At 44.8% G+C, this 17,372-nt stretch carries 13 protein-coding genes; 3 read left to right on the top strand and 10 right to left on the bottom strand.

Features of this window, described 5'->3' with window-relative positions:
• Nucleotides 1-251: 251 nt before the first annotated feature.
• The 10 genes from EAO37_RS02220 to EAO37_RS02170 all read right to left on the bottom strand — a co-directional run bounded on the left by EAO37_RS02220 (nucleotide 252) and on the right by EAO37_RS02170 (nucleotide 15,041).
• Nucleotides 252-1,997, bottom strand: coding sequence for a tetratricopeptide repeat protein (locus EAO37_RS02220; RefSeq protein WP_120951264.1), 1,746 nt, complete (start codon nucleotides 1,995-1,997; stop codon nucleotides 252-254).
• Nucleotides 1,998-2,283: 286 nt separating this feature from the next.
• Complete coding sequence (locus EAO37_RS02215) at nucleotides 2,284-2,586, bottom strand: hypothetical protein (protein ID WP_162982931.1); 303 nt, start codon at nucleotides 2,584-2,586, stop codon at nucleotides 2,284-2,286.
• Entirely contained in the window at nucleotides 2,579-3,286 is a 708-nt protein-coding gene (locus EAO37_RS02210; protein WP_120951260.1) for a hypothetical protein, read from the bottom strand. The genes EAO37_RS02215 and EAO37_RS02210 overlap by 8 nt, the downstream gene beginning before the upstream one ends.
• A gap of 2 nt (nucleotides 3,287-3,288) precedes the next feature.
• Nucleotides 3,289-3,489 carry a hypothetical protein gene (locus EAO37_RS02205; RefSeq protein WP_120951258.1) on the bottom strand — a complete coding sequence of 67 codons (201 nt, stop codon included), beginning with the start codon at nucleotides 3,487-3,489 and terminating at the stop codon, nucleotides 3,289-3,291.
• Between the two features lie 3 nt (nucleotides 3,490-3,492).
• The gene (locus tag EAO37_RS02200) at nucleotides 3,493-5,937 is read right to left on the bottom strand and encodes an ATP-binding protein (RefSeq protein ID WP_120951256.1); all 2,445 of its coding nucleotides are present in this window, start codon (nucleotides 5,935-5,937) and stop codon (nucleotides 3,493-3,495) included.
• On the bottom strand, nucleotides 5,934-6,440 hold the full coding sequence (locus tag EAO37_RS02195; protein ID WP_120951254.1) for a hypothetical protein: 507 nt from the start codon (nucleotides 6,438-6,440) through the stop codon (nucleotides 5,934-5,936). The genes EAO37_RS02200 and EAO37_RS02195 overlap by 4 nt, the downstream gene beginning before the upstream one ends.
• A complete protein-coding gene (locus tag EAO37_RS09520; protein ID WP_240451693.1) occupies nucleotides 6,437-10,174 on the bottom strand; it encodes a hypothetical protein in 3,738 nt (1,245 codons plus the stop codon). The genes EAO37_RS02195 and EAO37_RS09520 overlap by 4 nt, the downstream gene beginning before the upstream one ends.
• A gap of 37 nt (nucleotides 10,175-10,211) precedes the next feature.
• Nucleotides 10,212-13,211 (bottom strand): hypothetical protein, encoded by a 3,000-nt coding sequence (locus tag EAO37_RS09515; RefSeq protein WP_240451692.1) that lies wholly within the window; start codon nucleotides 13,209-13,211, stop codon nucleotides 10,212-10,214.
• A gap of 10 nt (nucleotides 13,212-13,221) precedes the next feature.
• Nucleotides 13,222-14,001, bottom strand: coding sequence for a hypothetical protein (locus EAO37_RS02180; RefSeq protein ID WP_120951252.1), 780 nt, complete (start codon nucleotides 13,999-14,001; stop codon nucleotides 13,222-13,224).
• A gap of 377 nt (nucleotides 14,002-14,378) precedes the next feature.
• Nucleotides 14,379-15,041 carry a non-canonical purine NTP pyrophosphatase gene (locus EAO37_RS02170; protein ID WP_120951250.1) on the bottom strand — a complete coding sequence of 221 codons (663 nt, stop codon included), beginning with the start codon at nucleotides 15,039-15,041 and terminating at the stop codon, nucleotides 14,379-14,381.
• Between the two features lie 66 nt (nucleotides 15,042-15,107).
• On the opposite strand from EAO37_RS02170, the gene EAO37_RS02165 reads away from it, so the two are divergent.
• The 3 genes from EAO37_RS02165 to EAO37_RS02160 all read left to right on the top strand — a co-directional run bounded on the left by EAO37_RS02165 (nucleotide 15,108) and on the right by EAO37_RS02160 (nucleotide 17,271).
• Nucleotides 15,108-16,148 carry a hypothetical protein gene (locus EAO37_RS02165; RefSeq protein WP_120945572.1) on the top strand — a complete coding sequence of 347 codons (1,041 nt, stop codon included), beginning with the start codon at nucleotides 15,108-15,110 and terminating at the stop codon, nucleotides 16,146-16,148.
• 318 nt (nucleotides 16,149-16,466) lie between these two features.
• Nucleotides 16,467-16,610, top strand: a complete 144-nt coding sequence (locus EAO37_RS09195) for a hypothetical protein (RefSeq protein WP_162982929.1) — start codon at nucleotides 16,467-16,469, stop codon at nucleotides 16,608-16,610.
• The gene (locus EAO37_RS02160; protein WP_120951248.1) at nucleotides 16,597-17,271 is read left to right on the top strand and encodes a hypothetical protein; all 675 of its coding nucleotides are present in this window, start codon (nucleotides 16,597-16,599) and stop codon (nucleotides 17,269-17,271) included. The genes EAO37_RS09195 and EAO37_RS02160 overlap by 14 nt, the downstream gene beginning before the upstream one ends.
• The last annotated feature ends 101 nt before the right edge of the window (nucleotides 17,272-17,372 follow it).

Genomic DNA, 17,372 nt, shown 5'->3' with positions numbered 1-17,372 from the left:
GTTGCTGCGGGGTGCTTGTTTGGTGGATGATTCTTTGAGCCGCATCCACATTACCATTGATAAGCCTTTGGGCTAGCCCTAGTCCGGGCACATAGCCGCATTTGGCTACTGAGCATGTCTTTAAGATTGGCTTATCTGTTGAAAATCTGCTTGCTTAATGTTGTTAATTAGATAGATGCAGATTTTAGAGGTAAGAACGGAATACATGGTTAGTTAGGAATTTTCTACCCCTCCTCTACTAGCTCGCTAATCTAGCCCAAAGTCCCCGTAATCAAACGCCAACCACTCACGCCATGCTCTAAAAACTGCTTGGGATCAAAAGCACTTCCCCAATAGCGATAAAAATGCCAATGTTTGGGACCTAAATCTCTGGTGAGTTGGCTGTAAGTGCTGTAATCCCGTTCGTATTGATTTAAGCGTTTTTGCTCCTCCTCCTCAAAGCCGTATTCTTTGGCTAGGTAGGGCTGGGTGGCTAGATATTCTAAGAGATCGGGCAGGGCTTTATAATGCCGATAAGACACCGCCATTTTTAGCCACTTGATATTTTGATCAAAGGCATCAAAATAGAGTTGTATGATTTCTGCTTTGGATTTGCCTTCCATAAGAGAGAGCATAAGGGGGCTGAAATCTGGGGGCGTGGCGTGATCGAACACAAGTTGCCTAGCACAAAGCCCACTGCCTAGTTGGATACCCTTTTTATAGGCTTGGATGGATTTTTGACTCTCTTGCTCACTCTCATGCCCATCGTAGTGCTTGATAGCTTCATGAAATCTCCCCAAATAGTAACACCCTTCATGGCAATCAAGGTCTATTGCCTTTTGGAACGCCTCTATGGCTTTTTCTACCAAGTTTTCATCTTGGTAGTCTGAATCCCCCTCCTCTGCCAACCAAAGCCGATTGACAAAGGCTTGCCCTATCTCTGCGTGTGCTTCTATGTCGCCCTGCTTGGCTTGGCGTTTTAATAATTCCACGGCTTTTTTATAATATTCGTAAGATTTTGCCTTAGAGCCCTCTTCTGTTTCGCCAAAATTGTTATACTGGCGGTATAGCTCGCCCAAATGGCGGTAAGCACGCCCCTCGCCTAACTCCCCTGCCTTTTCAAAAAGCTCTTTTGCCTTTTGGTGGCAATTTTTCACCTTTTTATCCGCAAACACATGGCAGTGCTCTAAAAACTCCTTATAACTCTCCACATCGGCATCGATTTCATCATCGCAATTGGCAAGCCCCTTTTCTACAGCGACCCCCTCTAACAGCTCACCACTATTGTATTCTAACACCTGCGTGTCCCCATTCTCCACATAAATCTTACCCAACTCCACCATTGCCTGCACGGAGCCCAATTCTATGGCTTTTTCAAAACAACGCATCGCCACATTGTTATCTGGGTAAAGTACAATGCCCTGCGCGCTCATTTTGCCTAACTCTAACCACGCTTCAGCACTCCCCAAGTCTTTAGCTTTCATGTAGTCTTTAAAGGCTTGCAAAGTGTTAGCCCCGTATTTCCATAAGGGTTTGACTTGTGGGGTATTGTCATTGGGGGGTGTGTTTTGGGGTGTGGGGGTGGTTTGGTTTGGGGGTGTGCTTTGGCTAGTAGCACACAGAGAGCTAAAATTAGATTGAAAAGTCTCCAACAAGATTTCTAAATCCTCTAGGGGTTTAGCAAGTCCATTGGCATGTTCTAAAATCTGTGCGCCCTCTTGAGCACTCTTGAGCGCATTAAGGTGGGTGCTGGTTTTAACTCTTAGGCGTTTGGATTGGGAGAGCAAATCCTCTAAATTGGGATCGTCCTCTGCGCTTTGGTGGTAAGTCTCTCCTAGGGCTTTGTTAAAGGTGTTGAGTGTCTCTAAGAGTTGGCTAAACTTAGCGCTTAAATCGCTAACCTCCTCTTGGAGGGCATCACCCCCCCCCCCCATATCTTGGGCTAGGGATAAAAACAAGCGGTGTGTGCGCTTGGTGGCTTTGAGGTGTTGGGTGAGTTGGTTGGAAATATGTTGCATGGAAACTCCTTATGTGAATTGGGGGTATGATAGCATGGAAAACAAAATTTAGGGTGAGGGTGTCATTAAAATATCCCAGCAAAAATAACTTGAAACACCAACCTAGAAAAAAACTCACTTTTTCCGGTATTCCTCCATTTTACGCTGGCAGAGGCGCAAAATAGGACCACATGCTTCAAGGTTAGAGAGCGTATTTTGTAGTGCGCTTGGCTTTTGTGAGTTCGTTGGCTCTGTTGAATTTTGTGTCCCTTCTGCAATTTGCAAGCCCTCGGGGTAGGTCATTAGATTAAGATTTCACACCTCGACCAAAACACCCTAAAGCTTGTTGCACAGCCTCCTGTGTGAGATCAAGGCTACTTGCAATGCGTATCTCTGTGGCGATTGTAAAATTCTCTTGATCGCTAAAGATCACAAAGCCATGCTCTGCGCTAATATCTAACCCCGCCTTGTCTATAAGCCATTCCCAAAAGCTCTCAGAGTCAAACTCCTGCCATAACTCCCCATTACATCTAAGCACCTCAAAACCGCTAGGCTTAAACTCCCCTACCCCGATTTGACCATTCACATGCACCATTAAAAAATTAGCCATCGACATTTTCTATCCTAACGGGTTTTTCAAATTTTTCTACCTCTTGATACACCTCTTTAGCACTCATATCCGGGTTCAAGGCTTGATACATGTCATTGAGTTTATCAGAAACTAGAATACGATCTTGCGCGCTCTCTAATTTGCCCTCTAAGTGCTGGGTGAGTTTGTCCATATCTGCGCCCTTAAAATTGTCTAACACACCCTCTAGGACCTTAGCTTTGTGTGTGTCTGTGCCCCCTGCCTCTTGCACATGCGCGCTCAAGGTTACCCAGTTTTCAGGGCTAAGACTAACCCCCTTGATCTCCTCAATGGCTTTAAGCGATCCAGCCGCGCCTAGTGCGGTGTATTTGAGTTTTTCTGCATCGCTCCATTTTTCTTTTGCTTCTAAAGAGGGCTTTTCTACATTGGCTCTCACATGTGCAATATATGCCTGAGTGCTCTCAAAATCCTCAGGCTTTTTATCACAATTTGCCATTTGATAGCCCAAGTCTGGAAGGTCATCTACCTTATCCTCTTTCCCAAAAATGCCTAACACCTGTGCCACTGCAAAAATCACCCCCACAATGGGTAATAAGCCCGATCCCAAGCCCGCTAAAGCTGCCCCCAAAGCGGCTAACCCTGCGCCTATACTGCTGGCTAAACTTCCAATAGCACTACACACTCCGCTAACAAAACTCCCTATTGCACTAAACAATCCCATATCTATCCTTTCTGTGGTTTTTGTAAGGCATTAAATGCCACTTGTTTTTCTTCTACCCTCTTTTTCACCGCCTCGATCTCAGCTTTGTATTGCTCAAATTTGGGCGGTTTGCTTTCCTGTTGGTATGAATTTGGGTGCATACCCACCTTCTTAACAACCTCCCCATTTTTAAAAGCATGAAACAAATACTCCCCAAAACCCATTATTTACCCTTTCAAACACTCTTTCAAGCGCAAATTTCCATGATCGCTATAGTTAATCTCTTTCTCCTGTGTGTTCAATGCCTTGTTGAGCACAAAGAGTAAAGCTTTTTTAGTCTGTTCGGGCAGACCGCTATTAGCGTAAAATTTACGCATCAAATAATTAGCCAAATACTCCAAATTGTGGGGCACTTTAGCCTTGAGGGTGCGCACAGGCTCTAATGTGATAGAGTTGTCTAGGAAAATCTTTTTCCACGCCAAAGCAAAACTATAAAAATCATAGCTCAAGGCTTGCTCCACCTCCTCTAAACTAGGCTCTTGGTGCTCTAAAGACAAGAGCACCCCGCTTTTATACTCGCGTTGATAAAACTTAAGTGCGTTTTGGGCAATCAATTTAGTGTCAATGCCCTTTGCACTAGTGTCTGTTTGGGGGGTGATTTGCACCTGAATGGGCTTTAAAAAGTCGGGGTTAGAGATGATGGCGCGTCCGGTTTCTAAATGCGATAAAAAGTTCTTTTGTTCGTCCTCTAGTGCCATTGTATTGCCAATGGCTTCTTTATCGTCCTTAGCAAAGAGACGATGCACGATCTTAGTATTGGTGTTTTTAAGCACCTCTGAGGTGAGTTTGTTGGGGATTTGATCCACAATGATCAAACTCTCCCCGTATTTGCGCACTTCAGCAAGCATATCGCTAAAACTCTCCACTCCTAGTTTTTTATTGGGGCTATCCCCATAATCTACCTTGCTTAACAAGCGGTGCGCCTCCTCTATGAGGGTGATGTGTTTAAAATCCTCTCCCCTGTCTTTGTAGGCTTGGTGTTTGATTTTTAATGCCTCGTTGATTTGGATCAAAATAAAGCCCATAATCAGCGACTTTTCACCCCCGTTTTTGATCTCCTCCAACTCTAGGATCACATTTTTTTCGAGCAAATCCACAAAGTTAAGCCCGCGATCGTTGTTGAGTAAGAGGGCTTTAGAGCCCACTAAAAGCCCTTGTAATCTGGCGTTGATCGAGCCGATATAATCGTCTTTGAGGCGTTGATCAAAGCCTTGTTGTTCTACGATCTTGGTGGTTTTGTGGTAGAGATCGCTTAGAGTGGGGAAGGCAAAGACCCCCGGATCAAAGGGATTTGTAAAGCGCGTGTTGGTGGAGGTGTTGATGTCCCAACCATAGTCTTTATAACACTCATAGAGCGCGGTTTCTATGATTTGGGGAATGGCTGCCTCCATGTCAAAGGCGGCTTCAATATTGGCTTTGATCATCCCCACCCTAGAGGTGATGTTCTCATGGGGGAAGAACTCAAAGGGGTTGAGTTTAAAGGGGGCGAGTTTGGGGTTGCCCAAAGTAAAGACTAATAAATTCTCTTGAAACTGACTATCTTCTAGCAAAGCACGATACTCTGTTTTAGCCGGCTCGATCACTAAAAAGGGCATACCCGCACTCTTAAGCAAACTTTGACAAGTGGTCGTCTTACCCGAGCCAGTTACCCCAGCCACAAAAATATGCTTATCCAGCCAAGATTTTTGCAAATGCACGGACTGATCTAAGAGTTTCCCACTTTGCACCATTTTTCCTAAGTTTAAATGCGCTCCGCTAGTAGTCCCCCTTTTGACATTCAAACCAAATTCCACTTCTTCGCGCAGGGGCAAGCCCACCACTTCCTTTTTAGGCAGGGTAGCAATCACGCCTAGCTCACTGGTGGAGAGCCAGCTAGATTGGGTGGTTAAATCCCTTGAAAATAAAAGCCGCAAAGCCTGCGCGTGTTTGCCCTGTTGAGAGAGAGAAATTTTAGAGATTTGGAAATTTTTTAAGCCCTCAATCTCGTAGGCATCGCTATCGTTATCTAAAAATTGCATCTGCAAGGGGGCTTTGTTATTCTCATCGCCTGAGAATATTGCCCCAATTGCCCTACCTAGCTTACTTAAATGCCCTTTTTGCTGGGTAGCTAGATAAATACAGGTATGGAATAAACCCTTGCTACGCCCAAAGTTGAGCCGTTTTAAAAGCACTTCATCCAGGTATTTCATCCACTCGCTGGCTATTTTATTGGTGTACTCAACGCTTAAAGTTTCGCCGGTGTTGGTGGTGGTGCTACTGCCCTTAGTTTCGCCTTTATTGGTGGTGTTGGTGGTAGAAGTGCCCTGTGTTTTTGTCTTGGTGTGAGAAGTGCCCTCATTGGCAGTATCATTAGTGTTGTAATTATCCTTGCCTTGTGAATTATTGCTACTTGTCCCCTTGGATTTGCTCCAACCTTCGTTTTTAGCCTCTGCCTCTGCCCATGAGGCATTAACCCCCTCTGCCTTAGAACTCCCCTCGTTCTTCTGGATGGATTGTTTAGCCATAGGAGCTAGATCGTTGTAAAACTTAAACAACTCGGTTTCTAGCTGGTTGGTGTAGCTCTTGCTAAAGGGTTTGGCTAAAATCAATAGGGCGAAGGTATCCCCACTCATAATATCCACAAGCCGATCGATCCCTTGAAATTTTCTTTGTCTTTGTAGAGGCTAGGCACGCCGTCCATGCGCGCAAATCTTTTCATATTACGGACTTGATCTAGCAAGATGCTTTTGTGCTCCCTCTCTATCTTTTCCACCTTAGAGCCTCTAAAATTGCCCTCAATGCTAGGTTTGAGCACCTTTGTGGCTAAATCATCAATGTCTAATTCTAGGCTACCTTGATAACCCTTATCCTTAGCCATCCCCACAAAGAAAGACACACCATTAGCATAGCCTAAAATCAAATACACCAGCAATGCCCCCTCCATACGCGCCATGCTGATCACATTTTCAAAGGCTTCTCTACGGGGGCTGTCCTTTTCAAAGGTGAGCTCTTGGATATGGTAAAAATGGACGTCACGCGCCTCTAAGTGTGCATTAGTTGCTAGGGCTAGCACTCTGCCTTGATCGCGATAGCCCCTAATGAGGGTTTGGTAATCTGTGGTGTTGATGTTATTCATAGTTTTACCTTATTGATTTCTGTGAGATACTCCCCACTCTCTAGTCCTTCTTGCGTCGCTACGACAAATTCAAATTCACTAGGACTTACCAAGCGCACAAAGATAAAGGCGTTGGGGTCGGCTATGCCTGTTTCTAGGGTCTTTTTCTTAATGGCGGGGTCTGTAGGACTTAGAGCGTGTGCGCTAGTTTGAGCGGTGTAATGTAGCTCAAAACGGCTTTCAGAAGCATCGATGAATTCGAGCCACTTGTTATAGGGCTGGTTTTTATCGATGAGCACCTGAAATCTTTGTCTGCGTTCCCGCCCTAGAAAGTATTTAAAATGCGCGCTTTCTTGCGCGTAGGTGTTAATCACCTGAATCGATCCGCCCTTGCGCGCCCTGAGCAATCCAAAGGCTACGCCCGTTTTGCCATTGGGTTTTTCTAAATCCGTGCTAGTTAGGGGTTGGTGTAAGATAAAGTTAGCGGATTCTTGAAACTCTGCTTGAATACGCGCTATCTCTGCGTTAAACAATTCCTCTACAAAAGCAGATTTGCTCGCATTGCCTGCTAAAAAGATATGGAATGTGTCAATGTCTGTTGCGCTATCTCCCTTGTTTTTAAAATAAGATGCGCTTGCCTCATAGAACCTCTCAAAGAACCGCTCAACCCCCTTTCTAATGCGCTCCTTAAACAAGTTTAGCACTTCTGTCGCGCTAAAATCTAAACTTATACCTGCAATTTGTTGCCCATTACGATCAAAGAGATTAAGCCGCAATTCCCCCTCATCCTCAAATTCCCCGCCCTCCCAAAGCGGGCGCAATTTTTCTACTAAGGTCTTGGTGTTAGTGCGCGCCTCTTGGGAATTATTGAGCAAAGTTTCACTGCCTAAAAAGGCTTGGCTTTCGGCGGCTTTCTTAAAGGGGAAGTGTTTTTGCAGTAACAAATCTTTATTCTTCTTAAAGACTTCAAAACTTGCTAACTCTAATAAATTCTCTCCGCCCAAGTAGCGATCCCCCCCTGCGCCAAAGTGTTCTAAAATGTAGTCATAACGGCTAGAATCCGGAGTGCCTTTAAATAATCCAAAGTCAAAATCAGTCGTCCCACCCCCAAAGTCAAAGACTCCATAATAGATTCGCTCCTGTTCGTTAGGCTCAAATCCATAACCCTCTAAAGCCATGAGCGCGTAAGCTGCGGGTTCCCCTGCTCCTTCCTCTACTTTGAGTTGTGCAACCACCCCTTGAGAGTGCAAGCTGTCAGGTAAAGATTTAGCGATGCCCTTTTTAAAACTTTCTAAGATCATGGCACGCACTTCTGGCTCATAGGTAACCGGAAAAGAGAGCAGGTAATTTAAGAAAATCCCATGGTGTTGGTTATTGATGTAGAGCCCTAAATAGTAGGCGTAAATTTCAATAGGGTTGAAATTATCGCCTCTTAAATCCAAAGCTCCCTTCACTTCAAAATGCGCTTTTTGTTTGTCCAAGATTTGCAATTTTTCATGCTGGTTGCCCGCCCATTGCTTGAGTTCGTTTAAATACGCGTTGTATTCGCTCGAAGGACTGCCCAAAAACGCGCTATAAGCGGTGTGAGAAACCTGCACCTCCTCCCATTCCGTCTTAGGTCGCCCCGCTTTTGCCTTGTAGCTCTGTAAAAATTTAGTCAAGTTGGTAAAGCTAAGTATTGTAGGGTTTTCATATTGGCATCTCTCCACCCCAGTCGCAAAATCCCCTAAACCCACCCGCATAGGACGAATTGCTCCATTGCCCTCTTGGTAAACCACCACCGTGCTGGTTGTCCCAAAGTCAATCCCCACTAAGCCCTCTTTGATGTCGGCTTTGGGGTTGCGCGCAATCAAAGGGGTTTCAAAGCGCACAAAACTAGCCTTGCCTCCTACATAGGCACCAGCGACATCCCAAAGCTCCCAAGAGCCTCTATTGGCATCACTTAAAATTCTAGGGTCGTAGGGGGTGATGTCGGCACGGATTTTATCAGCCTCCAAAAAGTTGCGCGCATAATCCCCGCCTCCCACATTCTCTTTAGAAACCCATTTGTCTTTTGCCCACACAAAGGCATTGAGGGGTGTAGAACTCAAGCTCTCCAAACCTTCGACTCGGTTAGCCGACTGCTCTAGTTTGCTTTCGGCTTCTTGGCTTTGCTGAAAGCAAAAGATCATCTTTTTGATCGACTCTGTTTCTGTATGTGCATTCTCCATTTTGAGAAGAAGACTTCTAATTTCACTAATTTCAACACATTTTCTAGGACGCGGTTTAAAACTAGAAATGCGGCAAAGCAGGCTAAAGACCTCTTTTAGAGGCTTGTCAAAAGGCATGCTCATCAAAAACCAATGCGCGTTTTTATCTGCAAAGTTGCCACGCTGACTCTGCAAACTTCCATTTTGTATGTAATAGGCGTGTTCCATATCCCAAAAGATAGAAAGGGTATTTTTTCTAGTTTTCCCTTGGGCGTTTTGGATTGTGGGTAGTTTGGGGTAGATTTTTTTCATGTAAATTTCACCCCGCGCGAACATGTCCTCCATCCAAGTCGCCCAAAAGGGAAAGTCTTTAGGACTCTTGCCTAAAAATTGGAAGCACGCCCGATGTATAGAGTATAGGGCATCTTCCGATCCAAACCAATCCATTAAAATTTGTTGCGCCTCTTCATCCTGAGTATTGAGATTCCCCACTGCTTCCATTTTTTCAGGTCCCAAAGAATGGGTCATTGTAATCACCATATGCGCGCCATAGACAAAGACTATCGCCTGCTCTTTGGGTAGATAGAAACCAAGTTCGCCGATCTTAATCGCTTCCTCCTGCGCCACTTTTTGTTTAAATGCCTCAAAACACGCAAGAATATGAGAGCTAAAGGGGTGTTGAGGATTTGAGAGGTTTTCGTTGTCTAAGAACTCTTTCCAGCTCGCATTGATTCCCTCCTGTGTTTTTTCTTCGGGGAGATAAATCCCTTTGACTACGCTAACATCCTTACTATAGCGTGTCGTGCGTCTTTGCCATTGTAAAAAACGCTCAATACCCAAACCCCTTCGCAACGCACCTAAAAACACCAAACAAAGCTCTTTAAGACTGCTCAAAACCTCAGCAAAGGGAATTTTGTCCCACACTTTTTTTACTTGCGCTTGGCAACGCTTCAAGATTTTTTGCAGCTCTTCAGAGAGCTTTTTTAAATCCTCTTTATTTTTGTAAGCTAGCCTTGCTAAGAAGACAAGACCTACAATAATCCCCCCTATGAGCGCGATCCAAAAGATAATTTTTACGCCTAGCCAAATCCAAGATAGCAGGCTCAAATACCCTGCCCATAGAGTTAGAAAACCGCTCGGAGCAAAATAACGCACCAGCCCTAAACCCATGCCAATCAAGAGATCTAGCCAAATCATCTTGATCCCTTGTTCCATGCGCCATGTTTTTGCGTTCAAACCCACAATAAACACCACAAGCGCGATGAAATCCACAAAAATCACCATGCCTAAAATCTTAAACACAGCTCCCCAATCCACACTCCAGCCTGCAAAAATAGAGGCATAGAGAGGTGGAAAAAACCAGCGCGAGACTAAAGAAATGATACCTGCCAATACGCCCAGCGTAACTAGCACAGAGAATGTGCGCACCACTTTACGCATCACTCTTTTTGAAACCTGTGTAGCGCTACTACCCACATAACGCCCAAACAATCTATCATTTCTCGCTTCTGCCTCTGCGCGCGCGTTATAAGCAACCCCAGCCAAGCTAAATAAAACCCCTAGCATTATTTCTCCTTAAACCTTGCTTTTGCTATAAAAATGCTTATAACTCCACCCGCACCACTTCGCTCAAATACTCCCCACTCTCTAGTCCTTCTTGCGTCGCTACGACAAATTCAAATTCGCTAGGACTTACCAAGCGCACAAAGATAAAGGCGCGATCGCTTACCATGCCCGTTTCTAAGGCTTTTTTCTTAATCGCGCTATCTTCAAGACTAAGTGTATTGGTGCTAGCACTCGCATGGCCGGTGTAGTAAACCTCAAAATGGCTCTCAGAGGCATCTAAGAATTGCACCCACTGGTTATAGGGCTGGTTGCGTGCCACTAAAGTATAAAACTTACGCTTTTTAGAACGCCCCAAGAAGTATTTGAACTTGATGTTCTCCTCTACATTGTAATCGATCACTTGGATCGACCCACCCCTGCGCGCTTTTATGAGCCCAAAAGCTACCCCTGTTTTGCCATTGGGTTTTTCTAACTCCTCCCCACCTAGTGGCTGATGCACGATAAACTCGATCTCTTGAAGCCCCTCTTGCTCCATCTCTGCTTTGATCTGGGTAATCTTCTCTTTAAAGAGTTCTGTAACAAAGGCGGATTTGCTCGCATTACCCGCTAAGAAAATGTGAAACGAGTCAATATCCCTAGCACTATCGCCCCTAGAGTTAAAGTAAGCGTTAGTGGCATGCACAAATTCCCCAAAGAAATTTTCTACCCCTCTTTTAATGCGCTCTTTGAAGAGTTTTTGCACTTCTTGGGTGTTAAAATCCAAACTCACCCCCGCAATCTGCTCTGCATGGCTATTAAAGAGGTTCAACATCAAAGAGTCTTCCTCTTCAAACTCCCTACCCTCCCATAGGGGTCTTAACTTTTCTACTAAACTCTTGGTGTTGATCCGCGCTTCTTGTGAGTCGCTGAGTAGAATCTCACTCCCGGGGAAAGGCGCGCCCTCTGCGGGCTTTTTAAAGGGGATGTGTTTTTCTAGCAACACATCTTTATTGCGCTTAAAGACTTCAAAACTTGCTAACTCTAATAAATTCTCTCCGCCCAAGTAGCGATCCCCCCCTGCGCCAAAGTGTTCTAAAATGTAATCATAACGGCTCGATTCGGGGGCTTCTTGAAAGAGTCCAAAATCAAAATCTGTGGTTCCGCCTCCAAAGTCAAAGACTCCATAATAAACCCGCTCCTCTGCGCTAGGCTCAAAGCCATAACCCTCTAAAGCCATGATTGCATAAGCTGCTGGCTCGCTCGCCCCCTCCTCAACTTTAAGTTGCTCTACCACGCCCTGAGTATGTAGGCTATTGGGCAGGGATTTAGCCAAGCCCCTTTTAAAACTCTCTAAGATCATTTTACGCACTTCTACCTCGTAGGTTACAGGGAAAGAGAGCAAATAGTTTAAGAAAATGCCATGGTGTTGGTTGTTGATATAAAGCCCTAAATAGTAGGCATAAAGTTCAATGGGGTTGAGATCGCCCTCTTTTAAATCCAAACTGCCTAACAAGTCAAAATGTGTTTTTTGCTTGTCTGTAATTTGGAATTTTTGGTGCTTATTGCCTGCCCATTGTTTGAGCTCACTCAAGTAAGAGTTGTATTCACTAGAGGGACTACCTAGCATGGAGCTATAAGCGGTGTGCGAGATATTGACATCGCTCCATTTTGTCTTGGGTCGCCCTTTTTGCGCTTTGTAACTCTCTAAAAAGCGTGTGAGATTGTTAAAACTTATGATCGTGGGGTTTTCATATTGTTTTTGATCCACCCTTTGGCTCAAATTTCCCAAACCCACACGCATGGGGTGAATTGACGCGCTCTCCTCTTGATAAACCACCACCGTGCTAGCCGTGCCAAAGTCGATTCCCACTAGCCCGTTTTTAATATCCACTTTGGGGTTTCTAGCAACAACAGGGGTTTTAAAGGGCACAAACACCCCTTTTTGTGCACCCTGATCCTCCCATAGCTCCCAAAGTCCCCGGTTAGCGTCTGTGAGGATTTTAGGATCGTAGGCTTTGATGTTCGCGCGCTCTGTATCGGCTTGGGTGAGATTGTTAAAATAATCCTCCCTTGCGCTTAGGGCTTGAGGGTTGGCGAGGATAAAGTCAAGGTCTGTTTTAGCAGGATTAGGCATAAAAGCGGAGACAATGGCATAATCTGGGCTTTGTTGTAAAGGCGCAAAAACGGCTTGCGATAACGCCTCGTAATCTTGTTGGATGAGTTGCGCCAAAGCCTGTTCTGCTTCCTTAGCGCGCGCTGAGTCTTCTAATATCGTCGCTATTTCTTCTTGTTTATCTGCGGGCATGTCTTCTAACTGGCATCCTCGTGTTAGAAATTGTTGTTTTTGCTCCTGTGTAAGATTAGGGAAGGCTTTTAGTGTTTGGATATCATAAGGCATCAAGGTAAGAAGTGTGAAAAACCATGCAAAGGCTTCTTTTAAAGACTGCGCGGCAGGCACGAGGTCTAGGGTCCAAGCACTATTGGAACCCCATACATAGTCATATAGTGTTTTGCCATTTCCAAAGTATGTGCAACAAGTTTTATTGGAATAATATGGATCATAAAGCAAATGTGCAGGATAAGAGGATACCAAAAGCGGGCGGGCGCGGTTGATACAAAGATAGTTGCGGATTCTTTGTTGTTGCTCATCTCTTAAAACAGGGAGATGCGGATAAATGCGCGCCATTGCGCCCTCTACTTGTTTTTGGTTAAACTTCACATCGTGGTAAGCATCGCCTGCAGTCTTTATAAATACTTGGTGTAACGGGCTTGGTGTGAAGTGCCAGTTAGTTGTATCCTGATTGATTATTTGCCGATACACAAACCCAAAAACCTTTTCTTTGGGCAGGTAAAAGCTGGTCTCATTGAAAACCAAGATTTCTTTTTGCTCTATATTTTGTTTAAACAGCTCAAAACAAGCGTTAATGTGCTTTGTAAAAGAGTGCTTAGGATTTGAAAGATCTTTACTATTTTCAAACTCATTCCAACTTGCTTTCATCTCCGCTTCTAATTGCTCTTTGGGGAGATAAACCCCCTGAATGGTTTTTGTGTGTTCCATGTATTCTCCTTTAAATTTTCACCACAGATTGTCTTTTCACTTCGCCGGTTTTGGTGTGTCTAAAGCCCCACAACAACACACTAGCAATTTGCCCGCTCGCATTGGTGCTAGAGTGGTGGCGTTGGTGTTTGGTGGGGTCATAAGACTCTCCCACCTCTAGGGGGTCTAGCTGGTAGGGCGTGGCTTGTGCGTAGTAGGCAAAGAGGGCATAAAAGATTTCTACTAGGATTTGTGCGTCCTCTGTATCACTTTTAAGCGCGTTGTTGGTGTAATCCCAAAGCATTTCAATATTCTTACCCTGTGTGCCAATGACTAGAAAAGCAAGCGGATCGCCCTCTTTCAAGAGATTGGACAAACCGCTTTTCATACTGGCAGACAGAGTTAAAAACAATGTGTAAGCCTTGATTTGGTGTTTTTCTAGCTCTGCGTGGGCTTGCTCTAATGCTTCCTTTGTGCGCTCTAATTGCGCTTGGGCTTGATCTAATGCCCCTTGCGTGCGTTCTAGCTCTGCTTGTTTTTGCTTATCTGCTTTTTGCCGGCTATTCAAGTCTTGCTCTAAAGTGGCTAACTGGGTTTTATAGCCTTGTAATTCCTCTTGCACCTTTTGTATCTCTTGGTGCGCTCTTTGCTCTTGTTCTGCCATGTGTGTTGCATTGGTTTTTTCTTGGCTTGAAAATAGATTTTTAAAACATTGGATAAAACATTGAAACATCGCTTCTTGCACCTCTTGATCTTGGAGTAAGTCTAACACTTGGGTTTTTAGGGGGTTTTGGAGGGTTTGGGAGTGCATACTAGCCCTTTTGTGCTTGTTTTATCCCCATTATATCACCCCCCCCCCCCTGTCAAGGCAAACCTAGTTGTCTTGTGGGATAGTAAGCTCGGCTGTAAGTTAGCGTCCACGCATAAAACACGATCAAAACCAGTGTTTTGCTAGTAGCTTAAGCGCGCTTGTCTAGTGAGGGTTGTAGGATGCTATGCGTCATCGCCCCCTAAAGAGCCAATCAAACAAATTTAACGCGCTTTTTTGCATTGTTTTCCCGCATTTAGGGCAGGTGTCGCCAAGTTTAGCTAAATCCGCCCCGCTTAAACAATCGCTTTTAAAGGATATAACCTTAGAGTATCCACAGGAACACACAAACTTAATGGGTTTAGGGGCAAGAGGCATGATCACTCCTTGTTTTGAGATAGAGTCTGCAAAAACTCCCTGCATTGTCGCAACGCTAAAAAGCGGTGCGAGATGGCGTTTTTCTCTAGACGATCCAAGCTCAGATTATACCCCTCTGGGATGAATAGGGGATCATAACCAAAGGCTTGGGGATTGAGCGGGGCTTGAATCACCTTGCCCTTGCACTCCCCCTTAAAACTCTTTTGGTAGTATTGCCCCCCTATCCTAGCGCACACCCCCACCACACACACAAAAGATGCCCTAGACTCCCTAATCCCTAGTTCTTGCAAACAGGCTAAGAGTTTGAGATTATTGCATGTGTCGCCTAAGTCCTCTTTGGGGAGAATAAAGCGTCGTTGTATAATCGCATGCACCCCCTCTTTAATGGCAGCAAATCTCGCGCTATAAATACCGGGCATCCCTCCCAAAGCTTCCACACACAGCCCACTATCATCTGCCAACACACACAAATCCCTATGACTCTCTTGCAAGAGATCGTAAACCACACGCGCTTTTAAGCACGCGTTTTCTTCAAAACTCGCACCACTCTCTAAGATTTCCATCTCCCCCAAAAACATGCGGTAACTTTGCACCTCAAAATTGTTTAGGATCAATTCCACCTCTTTGAGTTTGTGCGCGCTATTGCTAGAGAAAATGGCTTGCATTAAAATCCTCCATCTGTTAAAATACCCCCACACTAAACATCTAAAACCAATGCTTTAGGGGTGGTAGTGGAGTTTTACCAAACTCTCTTGCACTTTTTTATGGACCCTACACAAATGCTCTTAGCCTCTATGGGGGATCACATCTTAGAGGGCTTGCAACTCCCTCTCAATGCCCTTTTGAGCTTAGTGTTGATGGTGTGGGCATACCAACGGGTGCGCTTGGGGGACTTTTTCCATCTGAGCACACTCTTTTCCTTGCTAGGATTTGTGTTGTTTTTTACCCTCTTCAACTACGCCCATAAACACCCCCAAGAGTTTTACAACACTCTGAAAACTCTGATCTTTTATGGTGCAGACACACTCATGGAGCTTGTGCGCTCTGTTTTGCACACAGCAGAGCGTAGCACACAAAACACGCCTCTAGATTTTGCTTTTCTAGTTGATCAGACTTTCCACACTCTAGGTTTACTCTTGCAGACCATGGACACCTCTAGTTTCAACACCTCTAGTTTATTGGGTGTGGGGGTGTTGCTCTCTCAAGGGGCTTTATTGACTTTACTGCTGGGTTTAGCCTTGATGGTGGCTATAGAGATTTATCTGTGGTTAGCCTTGGGGGTGTTGGTGTTGCCTTTGGGCTTTTTTGCTAGCACTAGAGCCATACTCTGGCTGTATCTTAGAAAATGTGTAGCCTTGAGTTTTTATAAACCCCTCGTGGTGTTGCTTGCCTTTTATAACGCCCGTGTGTTGCAGACCCTCATCCCTGCTCTTAGCACCCCTCAAGCTTATGAAACCCATTTGTTGGTGGTTATCAGCGCTCTATTAGAAGTCTTTTTAGCCCAACGCGTGGCGCATTTTATCCAATCTCTGTGCCACATACAAGGGGGGGTGCAAGACATCGTGCAATTAGCCAGTGTGAGTAAAACCAGTGTGGTGCAAAGTGTGGGCGCACTCTATAGCACAACCCTCAAGCACACCCACACCTCTAACCAGTCCACTAACACAGACACGCCCACAAAAACCCCAGAGGTATCCTTGCGTATCCAAACCCTCTTTGATCAAAAGCCCCACATCAACCCCACCACAATAAGGCATCACGATGAAAAATAAATACTGGTTGTCATGTGTCTTGGCTATAAGCCTTGGGTCCTGCACAGCCCACTATTATGAAATGCAAAAGAGCCCATGCGCGCTAAAACACCCCATGCCAAAGCGCGTTGGACAGATTGTTGCACAAAAACTGTAAAAATCAAGATGGGTGTTAGTGGCGTCGTATAGAGTGTATGCTCCTTTGGGGATTTAGCTTGCTTGTTAAATCCTCAGTCCCCTTTATTTGAAATCAACATGGAATTTAAAAAAGATGCGTTTCTCTTGGACATCCTCTTAAAAGCCATCAATGGGTAACTTTACTACAAAGGGGACTACTCTATGGATCCCATTTATCGCCTAAAAAGAGATGGCAAGCGCATTTTTATGGATAAAATTAATAACAATGTATTAGATGATTTGGAGGATCGTTGCTATGAGAAAGGTTATTGCCAAACATGGTCGGATAAAAATGGGATTGACTAGATTAAGCGCGCTATTGGGGCTTTTGTGCTTTCTAGCTAATGTGGCGTGGGGGGTGGAGTGTGATTATGATTCTTCTTATTTGGCTAACAAAATAGATCATTTTGCCCAAAAACTTGATTCTAATTTTGTCCCCTCTGCTATTGCCAACGCCCACACTACAGAGGTGAGTCAAGCCCATGTAGGGAAGACTTTGTATTGTGGTGTGGTGATGCGTTTATTCATCGCAAATGCTTCTCCATACACATACACTGACTATAAACATATCATTGATCATCGCTTGATGTGCTTTAATATCAGCAAGGATGCACGAACATTTGAGGGTTTTTGTTTGTCTTTATACCCCGCATCTAAGAGCTCACAAATTAGCATGGAGTTTAAAAAAGATGCGTTTGTGTTAAAGATTGAGGAGTCTTTTATAGAATGCGATAGCACCACCTTCAGATCACAGACTCTGCTCTTCAAGCAAGAGGGCGATCGCTATGTCTTGCACAGCTACACCGGTGCTTTTGATGGCGATCCCGATCCCTTTTACCGCCAAAAACGCGATGGCAAGAAAATTTATATGGACGCAATTAATAATGATGTGCTAGACACACTAGAGGATCGTTGTTACAAAAAACACTACTGCCAAACATGGGAGGAGAAAAATGGGATTGAGTGAGGTGGGACGCGCTTTGGCGTGTGGGCGTAGACGATAAGCCCCAATGCTGTGCTACTAAGCCTCTTTGGTATCTTTTTGCTGTAAAATACTTAAAAGTTGTC

The sequence above is a fragment of the Helicobacter sp. L8 genome (genome assembly GCF_003660355.1).
Taxonomy (GTDB): Bacteria; Campylobacterota; Campylobacteria; order Campylobacterales; family Helicobacteraceae; genus Helicobacter; species Helicobacter labacensis.
Note: the sequence above shows the minus strand (reverse complement) of the source record. Positions and strands in the feature narration are given on the sequence as shown.

Excerpts from the sequence above, each read along its gene's own strand:
- EAO37_RS02220 (WP_120951264.1), bottom strand. The coding sequence starts at position 1,997 with ATGCAACATATTTCCAACCAACTCACCCAACACCTCAAAGCCACCAAG.
- EAO37_RS02215 (WP_162982931.1), bottom strand. The coding sequence starts at position 2,586 with ATGGCTAATTTTTTAATGGTGCATGTGAATGGTCAAATCGGGGTAGGG.
- EAO37_RS02210 (WP_120951260.1), bottom strand. The coding sequence starts at position 3,286 with ATGGGATTGTTTAGTGCAATAGGGAGTTTTGTTAGCGGAGTGTGTAGT.
- EAO37_RS02205 (WP_120951258.1), bottom strand. The coding sequence starts at position 3,489 with ATGGGTTTTGGGGAGTATTTGTTTCATGCTTTTAAAAATGGGGAGGTT.
- EAO37_RS02200 (WP_120951256.1), bottom strand. The coding sequence starts at position 5,937 with ATGAGTGGGGATACCTTCGCCCTATTGATTTTAGCCAAACCCTTTAGC.
- EAO37_RS02195 (WP_120951254.1), bottom strand. The coding sequence starts at position 6,440 with ATGAATAACATCAACACCACAGATTACCAAACCCTCATTAGGGGCTAT.
- EAO37_RS09520 (WP_240451693.1), bottom strand. The coding sequence starts at position 10,174 with ATGCTAGGGGTTTTATTTAGCTTGGCTGGGGTTGCTTATAACGCGCGC.
- EAO37_RS09515 (WP_240451692.1), bottom strand. The coding sequence starts at position 13,211 with ATGGAACACACAAAAACCATTCAGGGGGTTTATCTCCCCAAAGAGCAA.
- EAO37_RS02180 (WP_120951252.1), bottom strand. The coding sequence starts at position 14,001 with ATGCACTCCCAAACCCTCCAAAACCCCCTAAAAACCCAAGTGTTAGAC.
- EAO37_RS02170 (WP_120951250.1), bottom strand. The coding sequence starts at position 15,041 with ATGCAAGCCATTTTCTCTAGCAATAGCGCGCACAAACTCAAAGAGGTG.
- EAO37_RS09195 (WP_162982929.1), top strand. The coding sequence starts at position 16,467 with ATGGATCCCATTTATCGCCTAAAAAGAGATGGCAAGCGCATTTTTATG.
- EAO37_RS02160 (WP_120951248.1), top strand. The coding sequence starts at position 16,597 with ATGGGATTGACTAGATTAAGCGCGCTATTGGGGCTTTTGTGCTTTCTA.